The organism is Couchioplanes caeruleus (genome assembly GCF_023499255.1).
In the GTDB taxonomy this organism is placed as follows: domain Bacteria; phylum Actinomycetota; class Actinomycetes; order Mycobacteriales; family Micromonosporaceae; genus Actinoplanes; species Actinoplanes caeruleus_A.
The window spans coordinates 3,765,941-3,781,978 of the sequence record NZ_CP092183.1 but is presented as its reverse complement, the minus strand read 5'-3'; the positions used below and the strand labels follow the sequence as shown (position 1 = coordinate 3,781,978).

Here is a 16,038-nt window from a genome sequence, read left to right as displayed (position 1 = left end):
CCGATCGATGGTGCGTCGATGGTCGTTGGGCATGCGGAAGTGACCGGCCGGGAGGCGGCCACGGGGCCGGGCTCCACTCCGGATCACTTTTGCTGCATCGAGCGGTATCGCTTGCTGATGTTAACCACAGGTTTCGCCGCCGTGGCGAAAAGAATCTTCGAAAAATTCAAAAGTTCCGATGCGGCGGGCGGCAAGGCACCGTGAAAGCAATCGAAATGGACAGTACGCGGACGGTCCGGCGGCAGGCAGCCGGTTTTCCCGCGGGCCTCAGCGGCCGGCCGGCGCCCGTCAGCCGGCGGTGACGGCGCTGCGCTGGGCGGCGAGGAGCTTCGTCATCTCCGCCGCCGGCATCGGCCGCGCGAGCAGGTAGCCCTGCCCGAGCGTGTACCCGAGCTCCCGGAGCCGGGCGGCCTGCGCCTCGTTCTCGATGCCCTCGGCCACCGCGTCCAGGCCGAGCGCGCCGGCCATCTGGATCACCGCGTGGGCCACCGCCTGGCGGGCGTCGCGCGCCGCCGGGCTCGCGTCCTCCACCTCGATGCCGTCCACGAAGGACTTGTCCAGCTTGACGATCGCCACGGGGAACGCCCGCAGCAGGCTCAGCGACGACTCGCCCGTACCGAAGTCGTCCAGCGCGAGCTTGACGCCCAGCCGGTCCAGCTCGTGCAGGGTCCGGGAGATCTGCCCGCCGCGCAGCGCCGCCGACTCGGTCAGCTCGAGCACCAGGCGGTCCGGGGTGAGCCCGTGGTCGCCGAGGGCGGCCATCACGTCCGCGACGAAGCCCGGGTCGTGCAGCTGGCGGGCGGACACGTTCACGCCCGGCTTCTGCAGCACGTCCGGTCCGAACTCGGCCAGCCACGCCGCCGTCTGCCGGCACGTCTCGCGCAGCACGAACCGGCCCAGCTCCACGATCAGGCCGGTCCGCTCCGCCGCCGGGATGAACTCGACCGGCGGCACCAGGCCCCGCTGGGGGTGCTGCCAGCGCACCAGCGCCTCCACCCCGATGACCACGCCGGTACCCAGCGCCATCACGGGCTGGTAGACGACGTGGAACTCGCCCGCGTCCAGCGCGCGGCGCAGCTCCCCGCCGAGACGCATGTGCGCCAGGACGGGCTCCGCCATGCCGGGCAGATAGCGCACGTACGCCGCCTTGCCACGCTGCTTGGCCGCGTACATGGCCACGTCCGCCTCGCGCAGCACGCTGTCCAGAGTGGCCTCCGGGGCGGCCGTGGCGATGCCGATACTGGCCTGCACCAGCAGCTGGTGGGCGCTGATCGGCTCGGTCAGTGCATCCAGGATGCGCTGGGCCACCGTCTCCCCCACCGTCGTGCCGCCGGCCAGCAGCACCGCGAACTCGTCGCCGCCGATGCGCACCGGCATCCCGTCGCCGCCGGTGACCTCCCGCAGCAGAGCGGCCAGCGAGACGAGCAGCTCGTCGCCCACGTCGTGGCCCAGCGAGTCGTTGACCGCCTTGAAGTCGTCGAGGTCCACGAGCAGCACGGTGGCGCCCGCCCCGGAGGCGAGCGCGCTCTGCAGCCGGTCGCGGAACCACGCCCGGTTGGCCAGGCCGGTCAGGCCGTCGTGGCTGACCTCGTGCTGCAGCCGCTCCTCCTTGGCACGCAGGGCGTAGAGCAACCGGCTGTTGTCACGGAACGCGAGGAACTGCCGGATGATCACCAGGACGCTGACCGCGACGGCCGCCAGGATCACCACCCGGCCCGGCCACTTCAGGTGTCCCGTGGCCACCGCCACGAGCGGCAGGTCCACGGCGGCCACCGCCAGGTACGGCAGCAGCGACGAGGACGACCGCGGGGAGCGGCGGGCACCCGCGAACGCGTTGCTCTGCACCCGGACGGCCAGCACGAGCATGAGCGGGGCCAGCGGGAGGACCACGGCCTGTGACGGCGGGCCGCCGGCGTTACCGTACGTGGCGGCGAGGACGGCCACTCCCGCGGCGGTCAGGCTCATCGCGGCGACCAGGCGCAGGGCCGTACGGTCCACCGGCCCCTCACCCAGGTACGCCACCTTGGTGATGCCCGCGATCGACAGCACGAACGCCAGCCCGATCAGGACGAGGGTCTGCGGCGCCCACCGCTCGTCGGCCGTCAGCATCGGCGCCATCCCGAAATGCCACAGCAGCGTGGCGCAGCCCAGGAACGCGATGGTCCGGTCCAGGTACATCCGGCGGCGCTGCCCGGTGCCCGAGGTGCCGACCGGCACCCGCGCGACCGCCCACATCACCAGCGCGAACCCCAGCCCGACCGCGGCGGCGGCGGAGAGCGGCATGCTCGGCGTGTAGCCGCCGACGGAGAACCGGAACGCGTTGACCGCCATGAGGACGTACCCCACGGTCATGGACACCGCGCCGACGAGCAGGCAGCCCCAGAACTGCCGGGCCGGCCGGTTGCCGCGGACCGCGCGCCACAGGTCGTACAGCGCGGCGACGGCGACCACCCCGCCGAGCGGCACGGCCACGTAAGCGATGGCGACCGACCCGGCCCCGATGGTCACCCAGAACAGGAACCACACGGAACTGGCGACGACGAGGCCCAGGGTGATCCACACCCAGCGCAGGGGCACCCGCCCGTCCTCGGCCATACCGCAAGCATCGGCGCGCCCGCCGCCCGGGTTAGGAAAACCTCCGCCACCGCCCCAGCCGGCAAGATCCCCCGCGTCCACGAGCCCACCGTGCCGGACCCGGGCCGCCGCGGCCATCCGCGAAACGGACAAGGGAGTGCCCCGCGGACATCCCTACCCCGGCGACAACGCCTCACCGTCCTTCGCGACGGCTTCCTCGGCGTCGTGCCGGCCGCCGGACGCATCGCGTTCCGGGTCGGCCGAAAGGCAGAGGGTGGGCAGCACGAGGCCCGTCCCCGGCCGGATGTGCCCGGCGTACCCCCTCGGCGATGCTGGCCGCACTGTGCCGGCTTCAGTTCTCAGGGGGATTTCGATGACATCCGGGCCTTATTCTTCCGACACCGCGCCGCTGGCTCATTCGGATGTGCTCGTCCTCGATTACCTGGCCGCGCTGTGGGCGGCCACCGAGGACCTCGAGCCCGATCTGCGGGACGAGCTCATGACGACCGTCGCCGACCACATCGCGATGCGCCGGGCCGCCGGGGCCGACCCGCAGGGTGATCCGTCGCCGGTGCTGCGCCGGCTGGGATCGCCGGAGTCGCTCGCCGCCGCCGCGCGGCGCGGGCGGATGCCCGCCCATCTGCGACGCCCGGTCACCCAGGTCGCGGTGCCGGCTGCGGTCCCTTCCTCGGGTACGGAGTACGCGGGCGTCGCACTGCTCGCGGCGGGGGCCGTGGTGCTGCCGGTGATCAGCCCGCTCGCCGGCCTGCTGCTGGTCTCCGGGTCGCCGCGGTGGAGCCCGGGCCAGAAGACGGCGGCGTGGGTCCTGGCGGCCGGTCCGGTGATGCTGGGGTTCGCGCTGGTGCTGGCCGCGATCGCGTTCGGCGGCGGCCCGGAGGCTTTGGTGGTGGCGTACCTGATGATGGTCGCCGGCGCGTTCGTCGCGGGATTGTCGCTGCTGCCGGGACTCAGCTCGCGGCGCACCTACCCGCCCGGCTACTGATCGGGCCCCCGGCCCGCCTCACCGCAGGCCGGCGTCGCGCGGGCGCCTCACCGCAGGCCGGCGTCGCGCGGGCCCGGGTGTGCCGCGGCCGTGCCGTTCAGCGGGTCCGACAGCAGGGCTCCGAAAGCCAGTTCCGCCGCGCCGATGAGGGCGGCGTCCGGGCCGAGCGCGCCGGCCCGCAGGTGCAGGTGCTCGCGGGAGGCCGGCAGCGCCATGGTGTCGAGGCGGCGGCGCACGGTACGGGCCCCGCCGGCGTACACCTCGCGCAGCGTGCCGCCGAAGACGACGATGTCCGGGTTGAAGACGTTGACCAGGTTGGCGACCCCGAAGCCGAGCCAGTCGGCGACGGCGCGCAGGGCCTCGCGGGCCACGGCGTCGCCCATGGCCGCCGCGCGCAGGACCGCGATCGGGCTGGTGCCCGCGGGTGCGCCGGCGCGCCGGAGCAGGGCCTGCGTACCCACCTCGGTCTCCCAGCAGCCGCGCGAGCCGCAGCCGCAGCCGCGCCCGCCGGGGTTGACGACCATGTGGCCGACCTTGCCGCTCGCGCCGCCGTGGCCGGTCACCAGGCGGCCGCCGGTGACGATGCCCGCGCTGACGCCGGTGTCGCCGTGCAGGTAGACGAGGTCGTTGATGCCGGCCGCCACACCGCGGGTGTGCTCGGCGAGGGCCGCGATGTCGGCCATGTCGCCGGCGACGAAACCGGCGCCGAGCTCGGCGCCGAGCGCCGCGGCGAGGGCGTCGTCCGCGCCGCCCACGTGCAGCGTGCCGTCGTCGTCGCGGGTCGTGTCGGCGACCGCGACTGCCCCGCCGGCACACAGCGTGTCGCCGCCGTCCGCGCCCCTGGCGTCGCCGGCGGGCGGGTCGTCCCCGCCGCCCGTGCCCATCCGGCGGACCAGGGCGGCCAGCTCGGTGACCGCCTCCGCCGGTGACATGCCGCGGGGGCGTGGCGCCTCGCGCAGGTCGAGGATGCGCCCGCCGAGCCCGACGCGGGCGGCGCGCAGCCGGGCCGGCTCGATGCTCAATGCATTGGCGTAGACCCGTTCGGAGCGGGGGCTGACCACCAGCGAGGGGCGGCCCGCCCGGCGGCCGCTGGTCGGCACGTCCTCGCTCACCAGGCCGGCGGCGGACAGGTCGGCCGCGAGGGCCCGGATCGTGCTGCGGTTCAGCCCGAGCCGGCTGGTCAGCTCGGCCCGGGAGGTGGGGCCGTGCACGTGGACGTAGCGCAGGACGGCGCCGAGGTTCTGCCGGCGGATCTCCTCCTGGCCGGCCGCGGGCACCGGGGGCGCCGGGGGCTGCTCGGCGCCCGGTTCGGGCCCGGCTCTGCGCGGCCCGCGCCGCAGCGGGGTGACCACGAGCGGGCCTCCTCTCCGGGCACACGACGACGGGCGGCTGGGCGGGCGGGCGTCCCGAGCGGAACGCGGTGGCCCGGGACGGCAAAGGGTCCCCGGAGACGGACTCCGGGGACCCCAAGGGCCGTCAGTGGTACCGGCGGGGATTACTTGGTGAGCGGCGCGAGCTTCGGGTCGTTCGCGTACGCCTCGGCCGCGTTGTCCTTGGTCACGGCGACCGGCGGCAGCAGGTAGGTCGGGACGACCTTGACGCCGTTGTTGTAGGACTTGGTGTCGTTGATCTGCGGCTCGTTACCGGCCTGGAGGGACTTGACCATGTTGATGGTCTCCTTCACCAGGTTCCGGGTGTCCTTGTTGATCGTCATGTACTGCTCGCCCTTCATGATGGACTTGATGGACTCGACCTCGGAGTCCTGTCCGGTCACGACGGGGACGGGCTTGTTGCGGCTCTTGATCGACTGGATGATCGCGCGGGCCAGCGTGTCGTTCGGCGAGAGGACGCCGTCGATGGTCTTGCTGCCGTAGGTCGAGGTGAGCAGCTGGTCCATGCGGGCCTGCGCACCCTCGGCCTTCCAGCCCTGGATGGCGATCGTCTTGAAGTCCTTCTGGCCCGAGCCGACCACGACGTTGCCCTTGTCGATCTCCGGCTTGAGCACGTCCATCGCGCCGTTGAAGAACACGGTGGCGTTGTTGTCGTCCGGCGAGCCGGCGAACAGCTCGATCGTGTACGGGCCCTTCGCCTTCTTCTTCTTCATGCCCTCCAGCAGGGCCTGGCCCTGGAGCTGGCCGACCTTGAAGTTGTCGAACGCGACGTAGTAGTCGAGGTCCGGCGTGTTCGTGATGAGGCGGTCGTACGCGATGACCTTGGCACCGGCGTTGTGCGCGGCGGCGACCTGGGTCGACAGCTGCGCGGCGTCGGTCGCGCCGATGACGATGACCTTGGCGCCCTTGGTCACCATGGCGGTGATCTGGGCCTGCTGGTCGGCGACCGTGGTCGACGCGCCGGCGTACTGCACGTCGCTCTGGAAGCCGGCCTCCTTCAGGCCGTTGGTGAACAGGTCACCGGCGAGGACCCAGTTCTCCGAGGTCTTCGCGGGCAGCGCGACACCTACGAGGGAGTTGGCCGGGAAGCCCTTGGTGGCCTCGCCGCCCGAGCCGCTCTTGCTGTCGCCGTCGCGGCCGGAGCCGCAGGCCGTCAAGGCCAGCATCGCGATGGCACCGACGGCCACCGACTTGCCGAAGAAGTTGCGCATTGGGGGGTTGTTGCCCTTCTTTGAGGTGTTACAGGGTGAGAGGGGGTTGGTGGACCGTCAGCCGGCCACCGTCGTCTTGGCGGGCTCGGAGCCCGTTGCCGACGATGAAGCCGGTTCGGCGGGTGCCTCCCGGCGGAATGGGCGAGTGATGCTCCCGATGATCGAGAAGCGGCCCTGGCTCTTGTTGTAGACGTCCAGGGCGACGGCGAGCAGCAGCACCAGGCCCTTGATGATCTGGACCCGGTCGGTGCCGACGCCGAGCAGCTGCAGGCCGTTGTTGAGCACGGCCATGACCAGACCACCGACGATCGAGCCGGAGATCGTGCCGATGCCGCCGGAGACCGCCGCGCCACCGATGAAGACGGCGGCGATCGCGTCGAGCTCCCAGCTGAGGCCGTCCTGCGGGCCGGAGGCCGCCGAGCGGGCCACGAAGATCATGCCGGCGAGCGCCGAGAGGACCGACATGTTCATCATGACGAAGAAGTTGACGCGCCGGAGCTTGACGCCGGACAGCTCCGCGGCGCGCGAGTTGCCGCCGACCGCGTAGATGTGCCGGCCGCCCGCGGTGTTACGGGTGTAGAAGCCGTACGCGATGATCAGCACCACGAGGATCAGGCCCGAGATCGGGAAGCTGGTGCCGACCCGGCCACCCGCGAACCGCAGCGTCACGAAGACCAGGACGCCGACCATGATGGCCATCCGGATGACCGACACCCACATCGGCGCGGGCTCGGCGTTCATCTCCTTGCGCGTCCGGCGGGCCTGCAGCTCGCGCCAGACCACGGCGATGCACGCGGCGAGGCCGAGCAGCAGCGTCAGGTTGTTGTAGCCGGTGTCCGGGCCGACCTCGGGCAGGAACCCGCCGCCGATCTTCTGGAAGCCCGGGGGCACCGGGATCGTGTCGGCGTTGCCGACGAACTGGTTGGCGCCGCGGAACAGCAGCATGCCGGCCAGGGTCACGATGAACGCCGGCACGCCGACGTAGGCGACCCAGAAGCCCTGCCACGCCCCGATGGCCGCGCCGATCACAAGGCCGAACAGGATCGCCACCGGCCAGGGCAGCGACCAGTCCGACATGGACTTGGCGACCAGGATGCCGACGAAGGCGGCGACCGAGCCGACCGACAGGTCGATGTGGCCGGCCACGATCACCATCAGCATGCCGATGGCCAGGATCAGGATGTAGGAGTTCTGCTGGAACAGCGCGATCAGGTTGTCCGACCGCAGGGTCAGGCCGTCACCGAAGCTCACACCGAGGTTGCGCGCGGTGAGGAACTGGAACAGCAGGACGATCGCCACCAGCGTGAAGATCATCCCGAACTGGCGGGCGTTGGAGGTCGTGCCCCCGAACAGGTTCTTCTGAAGGTCCTTGAATCGGCTCATCGGGTCTGCATCTTCTTCGTCGAGGTCATCTGCTTCATGAGGGTCTCCGGGTTCGCGTCCCTGCGGGCGATGTCACCCGTGATCTGGCCTTCGAACACGGTGTAGATGCGGTCGCAGAGCCCGATCAGCTCGGGCAGCTCCGAGGAGATGACGATGACGCCCTTGCCCTGGTCGGCGAGCCGCTGGATGATGCCGTAGATCTCGTACTTCGCGCCCACGTCGATGCCGCGGGTGGGCTCGTCGAGGATCAGCAGGTCGGGGTCCGTGAACATCCACTTCGCCAGGACGACCTTCTGCTGGTTGCCGCCGGAGAGCTTGGAGACGCCCTCGTCCACCGTTGGCGCCTTGGTGCGCAGCTCCCGGCGGTAGGCCTCGGCCGCCTTGTACTCGGCGACCTCGTCGAGCACGCCACGCTTGGTGATCTTGGACAGCTTGGCGGCCACCGTCGACGTCTTGATGTCGTCGAGCAGGTTGAGGCCGATCGCCTTGCGGTCCTCGCTCACGTACGCCAGGCCGTGGTGGATCGCGTCGGCGACGGTCTTGAGCTGGATCTCCTCGCCGTCCTTGAAGATCTGGCCGCCGAGGTAGACGCCGTACGAGCGGCCGAAGATGCTCATCGCCAGCTCGGTACGGCCGGCGCCCATGAGGCCGGCGAAGCCGACGATCTCGCCGCGGCGGACGTGGAAGCTCTCGCCCTTGCAGACCAGCCGCTCGGCGGAGATCGGGTGCCGGACCGTCCAGTCGCGCACCTCGAAGAAGGTCTCGCCGATCGTCGGGGTGTGGTCCGGGAACCGGCTGCTGAGCTCCCGGCCGACCATGCCGCGCACGATGCGGTCCTCGTCCACGCCGCCCGCGCCGACGTCGAGCGTCTCGACGGTCTTGCCGTCGCGCAGGATCGTGATGGAGTCGGCGATCGCCTCGATCTCGTTGAGCTTGTGCGAGATCATGATCGAGGTGATGCCGCGCTCGCGGAAGCCGCGCAGCAGGTCGAGCAGGTGCTGCGAGTCCGCCTCGTTGAGCGCCGCGGTCGGCTCGTCGAGGATGAGCAGCTTGACGTCCTTGGCGAAGGCCTTGGCGATCTCGACGAGCTGCTGCTTGCCGACGCCGATGTCCTTGATCAGGGTGTCGGGGTCCTCGTTCAGGCCGACCCGGGCCAGCAGCTCGACCGCCTGGCGCTGAGCCGCCTTCCAGTCGATCGCGCCCCGCTTGCGCGGCTCGTTGCCGAGGAAGATGTTCTCGGTGATCGACATGTCCGGGATGAGCGCGAGCTCCTGGTGGATGATCACGATGCCCGCGTGCTCGCTCTGCCGGATGTCCGAGTACCGTGCGGGCTGGCCCTGGTAGATGATGTCGCCGGTGTACGTGCCGTACGGGTACACGCCGCTGAGGACCTTCATCAGCGTCGACTTGCCGGCGCCGTTCTCACCGCAGATGGCGTGGATCTCGCCGGCCCGGACCACCAGGTTGACGTCGGAGAGCGCCTTGACGCCGGGGAACTCCTTGGTGATGGAACGCATCTCCAGGAGGATGGGGGCGTTTGTCATCGCGCGCACCACCTCACGAGCGTCATGGATGCCTCCGGGAGGGGTCAGGGGTATTTCATTGGTTTGTTGCCGACGGCAACCTATTCCCCTCCGAAGATGATTCGCAAGTTTCGAGATCGCCGCTCAGGTAACAATCCGGCAATGAAGAACCGGGACGCCCTGAGGACGCCCCGGCTTGCACGGTTCAGCTGTCGTTCTTGCTCGGTTCAGACGCTGACCGGCACCCGCTCACCGGGCTGATCGAGCTGCTGGCGCAACTTTTCACCCTCGATGTCGACGTTCGGCAGCAGCCGGTCCAGCCATCCGGGCAGCCACCAGGACGCGCGCCCGAGCAGCGAGATGACGGCCGGCACGATCGTCATCCGGACCACGAACGCGTCGATCGCGACGCCGATCGCCAGCGCGAAGCCCATCGACTTGATCACCGGGTCGTCGAGCAGGATGAAGCCCGCGAAGACCGAGATCATGATGAGCGCGGCCGCGGTGACCACCCGGGCGCCGTGGCCCATGCCGAGGATCGTCGCGTCCTGCACGTCGGCGCCGTGCACGTAGTCCTCGCGCATCCGGGAGACCAGGAAGACCTCGTAGTCCATGGCGAGGCCGAACAGGATGCCGATGAGCAGGATCGGCAGGAAACTCACCAGCGGGCCGGGCGTGGACAGGCCGACCAGGCCGGCGAGGTGGCCCTGCTGGAACACCAGCACGGTCACGCCGAAGGTGGCGCCGACGGTCAGCAGGAAACCCAGCGCGGCCTTGACCGGCACCAGGATCGAGCGGAACACCACCATGAGCAGCAGCACCGACAGGCCGACGACCAGCAGCAGGTACACCGGCATGGCGTCGGACAGCTTCTCGGAGACGTCGATGCCGACGGCGGTCTGCCCGGTCAGCGCGACGTCGGCGCCGTTGAGCCCGCGCGTCTTGTCCCGCACGGTGTTCACCAGCGTCTCGGTGGCCGCGTCGGTCGGGCCCGTCTGCGGGATGATCGCCAGCAGCGCGGTCCGCTTGTCCCGGCTGAGGTTCGGCGGTGCGACCGCGAGCAGGCCGGGCGTGCCCTGCAGGACCTGACCCACCTCCTGCACGGCGGTGCCGGTCTGCTCGGGCGAGTCGCTGCTGACCACCAGCGCGAGCCGGCCGTTGAAGCCCGGACCGAAGCCCTCGGTGATGAGGTCCGCGGCCGCGCGGGCGGGGGTGCCCTCCGCGCTCGCGCTCGCGTCGGGCAGCGCCAGGCGCATGTCGGCCGCCGGGATCGCGAGCGCGCCCAGGCCGAGGATGCCGGCCAGGATCACGGGTACGCGCAGCCGCGTCACGAGGCGCGCCCAGCGGAAGCCGAAGCCCTCCTTGACCAGCGCGTGCGGCGTACGGCCGTTGCGCAGCCGCCGCGGCAGCACCTTGTCACCGGCGAACCCGAGCAGCGCGGGCAGCAGCGTGACGGCGACCAGCACCGCGACGGCCACCGTGCCGGCCGCGGCCAGGCCCATGACGGTCAGGAACGGGATCCGGACGACGGAGAGGCCGGCCAGGGCGATGATCACGGTGACGCCCGCGAACAGCACGGCGGAGCCGGCCGTACCGACGGCACGGGCCGCGGCGTCCTCGGGTGCGGCGCCCTCGACGAGGTGCTGGCGGTGGCGCGAGGTGATGAACAGCGAGTAGTCGATGCCGACCGCGAGGCCGAGCATGAGCGCCAGCACCGGCGCGGTGCTGGTGAGTGACACGACGCTGCTGAGGGCGAAGAGGCCGGCCATGCCGGCGCCGACGCCGATCAGCGCGTTGAGCATGGTCATGCCCGCGGCGACCAGCGAGCCGAAGGTGACCACGAGGACCACGAGCGCGATCGCCACGCCGATCGCCTCGGTGCCGCCCACCTCGGGTTCGGCGTTCATCACCTCGCCGCCGTGCTCCACGCGCAGCCCGGCGGCCTTCGCGGCGGCGCCGCTGTCCTCGTACGCGCTGCGCTGGGCGGCGGTGACCGCGTCCGCGCGCTCGGCGAACTGCACCTGGACCAGGCCGAAACGGCCGTCCTGGGACAGCGCCTTCGCGGTGAACGGATCCACCGCGCCGACCACGCCGGGCAGCGTGGCCGCCTCCTTGGCCAGGCCCTCGACGGCGGTCTTGAGCTGCGGGTCGGCCAGCGTCCGGCCCTGCGGAGCGGCCACCACGATGGTGCCGGTGGCGCCGCTGGCCTCGGGGAACTCCTGCCGCAGGGCGTCGATGGCCCGCTGCGACTCGGTGCCCGGCATGGTGAAGTCGCTGGAGGTGGCGCCCTTGAAGGCCAGCGCCGAACCGCCGAGAGCGGCCAGCAGCACCAGCCACAGCAGCACCACCAGTTTGCGGTGGCGGAACGAGGCCCGGCCGAGCCGGTAGAGCAGGGTTGCCATGTCAGTCCTTGTCGTCTCGGGACTCGGCTGGGCCTTCAGTCCGTTTGTCGGTGGCGGTGGGGTGATGGGACGGGGCGATCAGGGCGCGACGGGCGACGCCGGCGAGGGCCGCCCGCAGCTCGGCCGTGTCCCGCTGGGCGTCGACGACCACGGCCGCGATCCCGGCCAGCACGACCTCGGCGGCGAGGCAGGCGGCGGGGTCGGCGGAGCGGCCGGCGAAGGCGGCGCAGAGCGCGTCGATGACCGGGCGGAGGGCGGCGAACGCGGGCTCCTCGAGGAACTGCGGGATGCCGCCGTAGATGAGCGCGACCTCGCGCCGGTTACCCAGCACGAGGTCGACGAACCCCTCGATCGCGGCGGCCTGCGCGGCGGCCGGGCCGAGGGTCTCCAGGCGCGCGACGAGCTCGGTGAGCTCCTGCGCGGCCGGGGCGGTGAGCGCGGCGAGGATCGCGTCCTTGCTGGCGAAGTGGTAGAGCAGGGTGGCCTTGGAACAGCCGACCTCGGCCGCGATGGCCTGCAGGGACGTACCCTTGTAGCCGGTATGGGCGAACTGCCCGGCGGCGACGCGGAGGATCTCGTCGCGGGTGTTGACACGAGCCATGCCGTCCAGCATGCCTGACCGATCGGTCAGAGACTGGCCGATCGGTCAGGAAGTGGCCCAGGTTACAGAACGGCCGCCGGCTCGACCGGCGTGCGCTGCGCCGGGATCGGCACCGGTGGCACGCTCGCGGGCCGCGGCAGGATCAGGATCACGGAGGTCAGCAGGGCGATCGCGACGATGGCGTCCAGCCAGTAGTGGTTGCCGGTCGCCACGACGACGAAGAGCGTGGCCAGCGGATGCGCCAGCCACAGCCAGCGCCACCGGCCCCGGGTCGCGGCGATGAGTGTGATCGCCACGGCGAGCGCCCAGCCGACGTGCAGGGACGGCATGGCCGCATACTGGTTGGCCATCGAGTCGGCCGACGGCGGCCCGTAGACCGACGGGCCGAAGCGCTGGCCGGTGTCGATCAGGCCGGCGACGGTCATCCGCGGCGGCGCGAGCGGCACCAGCAGGTGCACGACCAGCGCCACCGTGGTCAGGCACGCCAGCGTCCGGCGCATCCAGCGGTACAGCTCCGGCCGGCGGACGTACATCCAGATCAGCGCGATCGCCGTGGCCGGGAAGTGCACGTACGCGTAGTAGCAGTTGGCCACCCGCACCAGCAGGCGGTGATCGATGATCAGGCCCTGCACCAGCGTCTCGGCGGGCAGCCGGACGGCCCGCTCCAGATCCCAGACGCGCGCCGCGTTGCCCATCGCCTCGGCGACGTGGCCGGTGGCGAGCATGCGCCCGCCCTGATACGCCAGGAACAACGCCGCCACCACCAGGATCTCGCGCATGGCCGCGCGGACCCTGACCCGCCGGGCGTCCCCGGACTGCTCCACCACCGTCACGGCGGTCCCCCGTTTCCCGCGCCGGATCGCCACGGCACTGACGGAGATCTTGGACCCCCCGCCATCCCGCCGTCACCATCCGGACGCTCTGATGTGACCAGACGCTCACCCGGGGACCACCCCCCATGCAAGGGTCAGTCGCGCAGTTTACGCAGTAGCCGCATCAGCTCCGTGCGCTCCGGCCGCGTGAGCGCGCCGAAGAACCGCTCGGCCTCGGCGTGCCGGGCGGCGCGGATACGGTCGCCGGCCGCCCTGCCGGCCGGGGTGAGGGTGACCAGCGTGGCGCGCCGGTCCCCCGGGTCGGGCTCACGCGCGACGAGGCCGCGCTGCTCCAGGTCGTCGACGACCTCGGTGGCCGACCGCGCCGCGATGTGCAGGTGGTCGGCGAGCGCGCCGGGGCGCAACGGGCCGTGGCGCATCAGCACCGCCAGCGCCCGCCCGTGCGACGGGGCGATGTGCAGCGGGTCCAGCGTCTCGCGGTTGAGGTGGCGCAGGCGGCGGGCGACGGCCCAGAAGAGCTCGGAGAGGGTGCTGTCCTCCACGGGAATACCGTACCAGTGATTGCGGTTGTTCCCTCATGTTGAGGTAACCTCAGCATCTCCGTACGAGAAAGAGGGTCCGCTCTTGGCCTCCCCCCGACGCACCGCAACCCCCACCGCCGCCGAGAAGGCGCAGGCGAAGTCCGTGTCGCTGCGCCGCATCGGCCGGCTGTTCACCGCACACCGATGGCAGCTCGCCGTCGTCGTCGCGATCATCGTGGCCTCGTCCGTGATCTCGATGGCCTCGCCGTTCCTGCTGCGCGAGGTCATCGACGTCGCGCTCCCCCATTCCGACCTTGCCCTGCTGAGCTGGCTCGTGGCCGGCATGGTCGCCGTCGCCGCCGTCACCTCCGCGCTGGGCGTCGTCCAGACCTGGATCTCCACCACGGTGGGCCAGCAGGTCATGCACCGCCTGCGCGTCGACGTCTTCACCCACCTGCACCGGCAGTCGGTCGCCTTCTTCACGCGCACCCGCACCGGCGAGGTCCAGTCGCGCATCACCAACGACATCGGCGGCATGCAGTCGGTCGTCACGTCCACCGCGACCTCGATCGCGTCCAACCTCACCACCGTCGTGGCCACCGCCGTCGCCATGGCCGCGCTGTCCTGGCAGCTGTCACTGGTGTCGCTGGTCGTGCTGCCGCCGGCGATCCACCTGACCCGGCGCGTGGCCGGCATGCGCCGGGCCATCACCGCGCAGCGCCAGCGCGAGCTCGCCGACCTCAACGTGACCGTCGAGGAGGGCCTGTCCATCAGCGGCGTCCAGCTCAGCAAGACGATGGGTACGGGCCCCGCCCTCGTGCGGCGCTTCACCGAGTCGTCCGAGCGCCTGATCGACCTCGAACTGCGCTCGGAGCTCGCCGGGCGCTGGCGGATGGCCTCGATGACGATCCTCTTCGCCGCCATCCCGGCGGTCATCTACCTCAGCGCCGGCCTGCCGTTCGCCGCCGGCACGCTCAGCATCGGCACCCTGGTCGCGTTCACCTCGCTGCAGGCGGGGCTGTTCCGCCCGCTGATGGGGCTGCTCGGCGTCGGCGTCTCGCTGACCAGCTCGCTGGCCCTGTTCGCGCGCATCTTCGAATACCTGGACCTGCCCGTCGAGGTCGACGACCCGGCGCACCCGGCCGCCGTCGACCCGGCCCGCGTCGCCGGGCATCTGCGCCTGGAGGACGTCACGTTCACGTACCCGGGCAGCGGAACCGCCGCCGTCGCCGGGGTCAGCCTCGACGTGCCCGCCGGCACCTCCCTCGCCCTGGTCGGCGAGACCGGGTCCGGCAAGAGCACCATCGCCGCCCTGGTCGCCCGGCTCCACGACCCCGGTGCCGGCCGGGTCACCATCGACGGTGTGGACGTGCGCGACCTGCGCCTCGCCGACCTCGCCGCGATCGTCGGGGTGGTCAGCCAGGAGACGTACCTGCTGCACACCACCGTGCGGGAGAACCTGCGCTACGCCCGGCCGGACGCCACCGACGAGCAGATCGAGCAGGCCGCCCGCGCCGCGCAGATCCACGACCTGATCAGCGCGCTGCCGGACGGCTACGACACCGTCGTCGGCTCGCGCGGCCACCGCTTCTCCGGCGGCGAGAAGCAGCGCCTCGCCATCGCCCGTACGCTGCTGCGCGACCCGCGGATCCTGGTGCTGGACGAGGCGACGAGCGCGCTGGACACCGAGACCGAGCGGGCCGTGCAGCGCGCCTTCGACGAGCTGGCCAAGGGCCGCACGACCGTCACCATCGCGCACCGGCTGTCAACGGTCCGCGGCGCCGACCAGATCGCGGTGGTGGACCACGGGCGCATCCTCGAGGCGGGGACGCACGACGCGCTGATCGGCGGCGGCGGGCGGTACGCGGCGCTGGCGGCGTGACGCGACCACGATCCCGGCCGTGACGACCGCGACCCCGGCGACCGCGTCCAGCACCCAGTGGTTGCCGGTGCCGACCACGACAGCCGCGGTGATCCCCGCGTACAGGAAACCGATGATGCGGGGCAGCACCCCGCGCAGCGACCAGGCCACCCAGAACGCCCAGCCGACGTGCAGCGACGGCATGGCCGCCAGCTCGTTGGTGAACGAGCCGAGCCCGGCCGGCGCGGACGCGTGGCTGGACCACCAGCCCAGGTCGGCGGTGCTCGCCAGCACGTCGGCGTAGCCGCCGCCCATCAGCCGCGGCGGGGCGGTCGGCAGCAGCACGTAGCCGATCAGGCCGAGCGCCGAGCCGATGACCAGCGCGTTGCGGGCCGCCGGATAGCGGTCGCGGTGCCGGCGGTAGAGCCACAGCAGCACCAGCGGGGTGACCAGGTAGTGCAGCGCGGCGTACCAGAACGACATGCCGGCCGCGGCCCACGGCGTCGCGCTGACCGCGTGGTTGACGCCCGCCTCGACGTCCAGGCCGAACAGGCGCTCCAGCTCCAGCACCCCGCCGGCGTGGCGGCGCGCGGCCGCCAGGTCGGTGTCGGCCAGCATCCGCGCCCCGCTGTAGGCCCCGAACAGGGCCAGCAGCAGGGCGATCTCGCGTACGCCCCGTCGCGTCACAGGTTTCCTCCCCTTGAACACGGGGTGAAGCCTGACGCACCGGGCGGC

Annotated in this window: 13 protein-coding genes; 3 read left to right on the top strand and 10 right to left on the bottom strand. The window is 71.8% G+C overall.

Translation table 11 applies throughout. The features are described 5' to 3' along the window. Positions 1-18 precede the first annotated feature (18 nt). On the top strand, positions 19-204 hold the full coding sequence (locus tag COUCH_RS17475) for a hypothetical protein (RefSeq protein ID WP_249613152.1): 186 nt from the start codon (positions 19-21) through the stop codon (positions 202-204). A gap of 84 nt (positions 205-288) precedes the next feature. Here the strand turns inward: COUCH_RS17475 and COUCH_RS17470 are convergent, their stop codons facing one another. After that, positions 289-2,595: a putative bifunctional diguanylate cyclase/phosphodiesterase gene (locus COUCH_RS17470; RefSeq protein WP_249613151.1), complete on the bottom strand. Its 2,307-nt coding sequence runs from the start codon at positions 2,593-2,595 to the stop codon at positions 289-291. A 403-nt stretch (positions 2,596-2,998) separates the two neighbouring features. Here COUCH_RS17470 and COUCH_RS17465 point away from each other — a divergent pair, with 403 nt between their 5' ends. Next, positions 2,999-3,577, top strand: a complete 579-nt coding sequence (locus COUCH_RS17465) for an HAAS signaling domain-containing protein (RefSeq protein WP_249613150.1) — start codon at positions 2,999-3,001, stop codon at positions 3,575-3,577. Between the two features lie 47 nt (positions 3,578-3,624). On the opposite strand, the gene COUCH_RS17460 is transcribed toward COUCH_RS17465, so the two are convergent. From COUCH_RS17460 to COUCH_RS17425, 8 genes are all read right to left on the bottom strand, one after another. Beyond that, positions 3,625-4,929, bottom strand: coding sequence for an ROK family protein (locus COUCH_RS17460; protein ID WP_430640945.1), 1,305 nt, complete (start codon positions 4,927-4,929; stop codon positions 3,625-3,627). A 143-nt stretch (positions 4,930-5,072) separates the two neighbouring features. Then, the gene (locus COUCH_RS17455) at positions 5,073-6,179 is read right to left on the bottom strand and encodes a substrate-binding domain-containing protein (RefSeq protein ID WP_249613149.1); all 1,107 of its coding nucleotides are present in this window, start codon (positions 6,177-6,179) and stop codon (positions 5,073-5,075) included. A 57-nt stretch (positions 6,180-6,236) separates the two neighbouring features. Further along, a complete protein-coding gene (gene mmsB, locus COUCH_RS17450; RefSeq protein ID WP_249613148.1) occupies positions 6,237-7,562 on the bottom strand; it encodes a multiple monosaccharide ABC transporter permease in 1,326 nt (441 codons plus the stop codon). After that, entirely contained in the window at positions 7,559-9,106 is a 1,548-nt protein-coding gene (gene mmsA / locus COUCH_RS17445; protein ID WP_249613147.1) for a multiple monosaccharide ABC transporter ATP-binding protein, read from the bottom strand. The genes mmsB and mmsA overlap by 4 nt, the downstream gene beginning before the upstream one ends. Positions 9,107-9,312: 206 nt before the next feature. Further along, a complete protein-coding gene (locus COUCH_RS17440) occupies positions 9,313-11,487 on the bottom strand; it encodes an MMPL family transporter (protein WP_249613146.1) in 2,175 nt (724 codons plus the stop codon). A 1-nt stretch (position 11,488) separates the two neighbouring features. Next, the gene (locus COUCH_RS17435; protein WP_249613145.1) at positions 11,489-12,088 is read right to left on the bottom strand and encodes a TetR/AcrR family transcriptional regulator; all 600 of its coding nucleotides are present in this window, start codon (positions 12,086-12,088) and stop codon (positions 11,489-11,491) included. A gap of 62 nt (positions 12,089-12,150) precedes the next feature. Beyond that, the gene (locus COUCH_RS17430) at positions 12,151-12,921 is read right to left on the bottom strand and encodes a phosphatase PAP2 family protein (protein WP_249613144.1); all 771 of its coding nucleotides are present in this window, start codon (positions 12,919-12,921) and stop codon (positions 12,151-12,153) included. A gap of 134 nt (positions 12,922-13,055) precedes the next feature. Next, complete coding sequence (locus COUCH_RS17425; protein ID WP_249613143.1) at positions 13,056-13,463, bottom strand: MarR family winged helix-turn-helix transcriptional regulator; 408 nt, start codon at positions 13,461-13,463, stop codon at positions 13,056-13,058. Between the two features lie 82 nt (positions 13,464-13,545). On the opposite strand from COUCH_RS17425, the gene COUCH_RS17420 reads away from it, so the two are divergent. Continuing rightward, the gene (locus tag COUCH_RS17420; protein ID WP_275980116.1) at positions 13,546-15,324 is read left to right on the top strand and encodes an ABC transporter ATP-binding protein; all 1,779 of its coding nucleotides are present in this window, start codon (positions 13,546-13,548) and stop codon (positions 15,322-15,324) included. Here COUCH_RS17420 and COUCH_RS17415 read toward each other — a convergent pair. Next, positions 15,208-15,990, bottom strand: coding sequence for a phosphatase PAP2 family protein (locus COUCH_RS17415; RefSeq protein WP_249613142.1), 783 nt, complete (start codon positions 15,988-15,990; stop codon positions 15,208-15,210). The two genes, COUCH_RS17420 and COUCH_RS17415, sit on opposite strands and share 117 nt — an antisense overlap. Between the last annotated feature and the right edge of the window lie 48 nt (positions 15,991-16,038).

Excerpts from the sequence above, each read along its gene's own strand:
- COUCH_RS17475 (WP_249613152.1), top strand. The coding sequence starts at position 19 with ATGGTCGTTGGGCATGCGGAAGTGACCGGCCGGGAGGCGGCCACGGGG.
- COUCH_RS17455 (WP_249613149.1), bottom strand. The coding sequence starts at position 6,179 with ATGCGCAACTTCTTCGGCAAGTCGGTGGCCGTCGGTGCCATCGCGATG.
- mmsB (WP_249613148.1), bottom strand. The coding sequence starts at position 7,562 with ATGAGCCGATTCAAGGACCTTCAGAAGAACCTGTTCGGGGGCACGACC.
- COUCH_RS17440 (WP_249613146.1), bottom strand. The coding sequence starts at position 11,487 with ATGGCAACCCTGCTCTACCGGCTCGGCCGGGCCTCGTTCCGCCACCGC.
- mmsA (WP_249613147.1), bottom strand. The coding sequence starts at position 9,106 with ATGACAAACGCCCCCATCCTCCTGGAGATGCGTTCCATCACCAAGGAG.
- COUCH_RS17470 (WP_249613151.1), bottom strand. The coding sequence starts at position 2,595 with ATGGCCGAGGACGGGCGGGTGCCCCTGCGCTGGGTGTGGATCACCCTG.
- COUCH_RS17435 (WP_249613145.1), bottom strand. The coding sequence starts at position 12,088 with ATGGCTCGTGTCAACACCCGCGACGAGATCCTCCGCGTCGCCGCCGGG.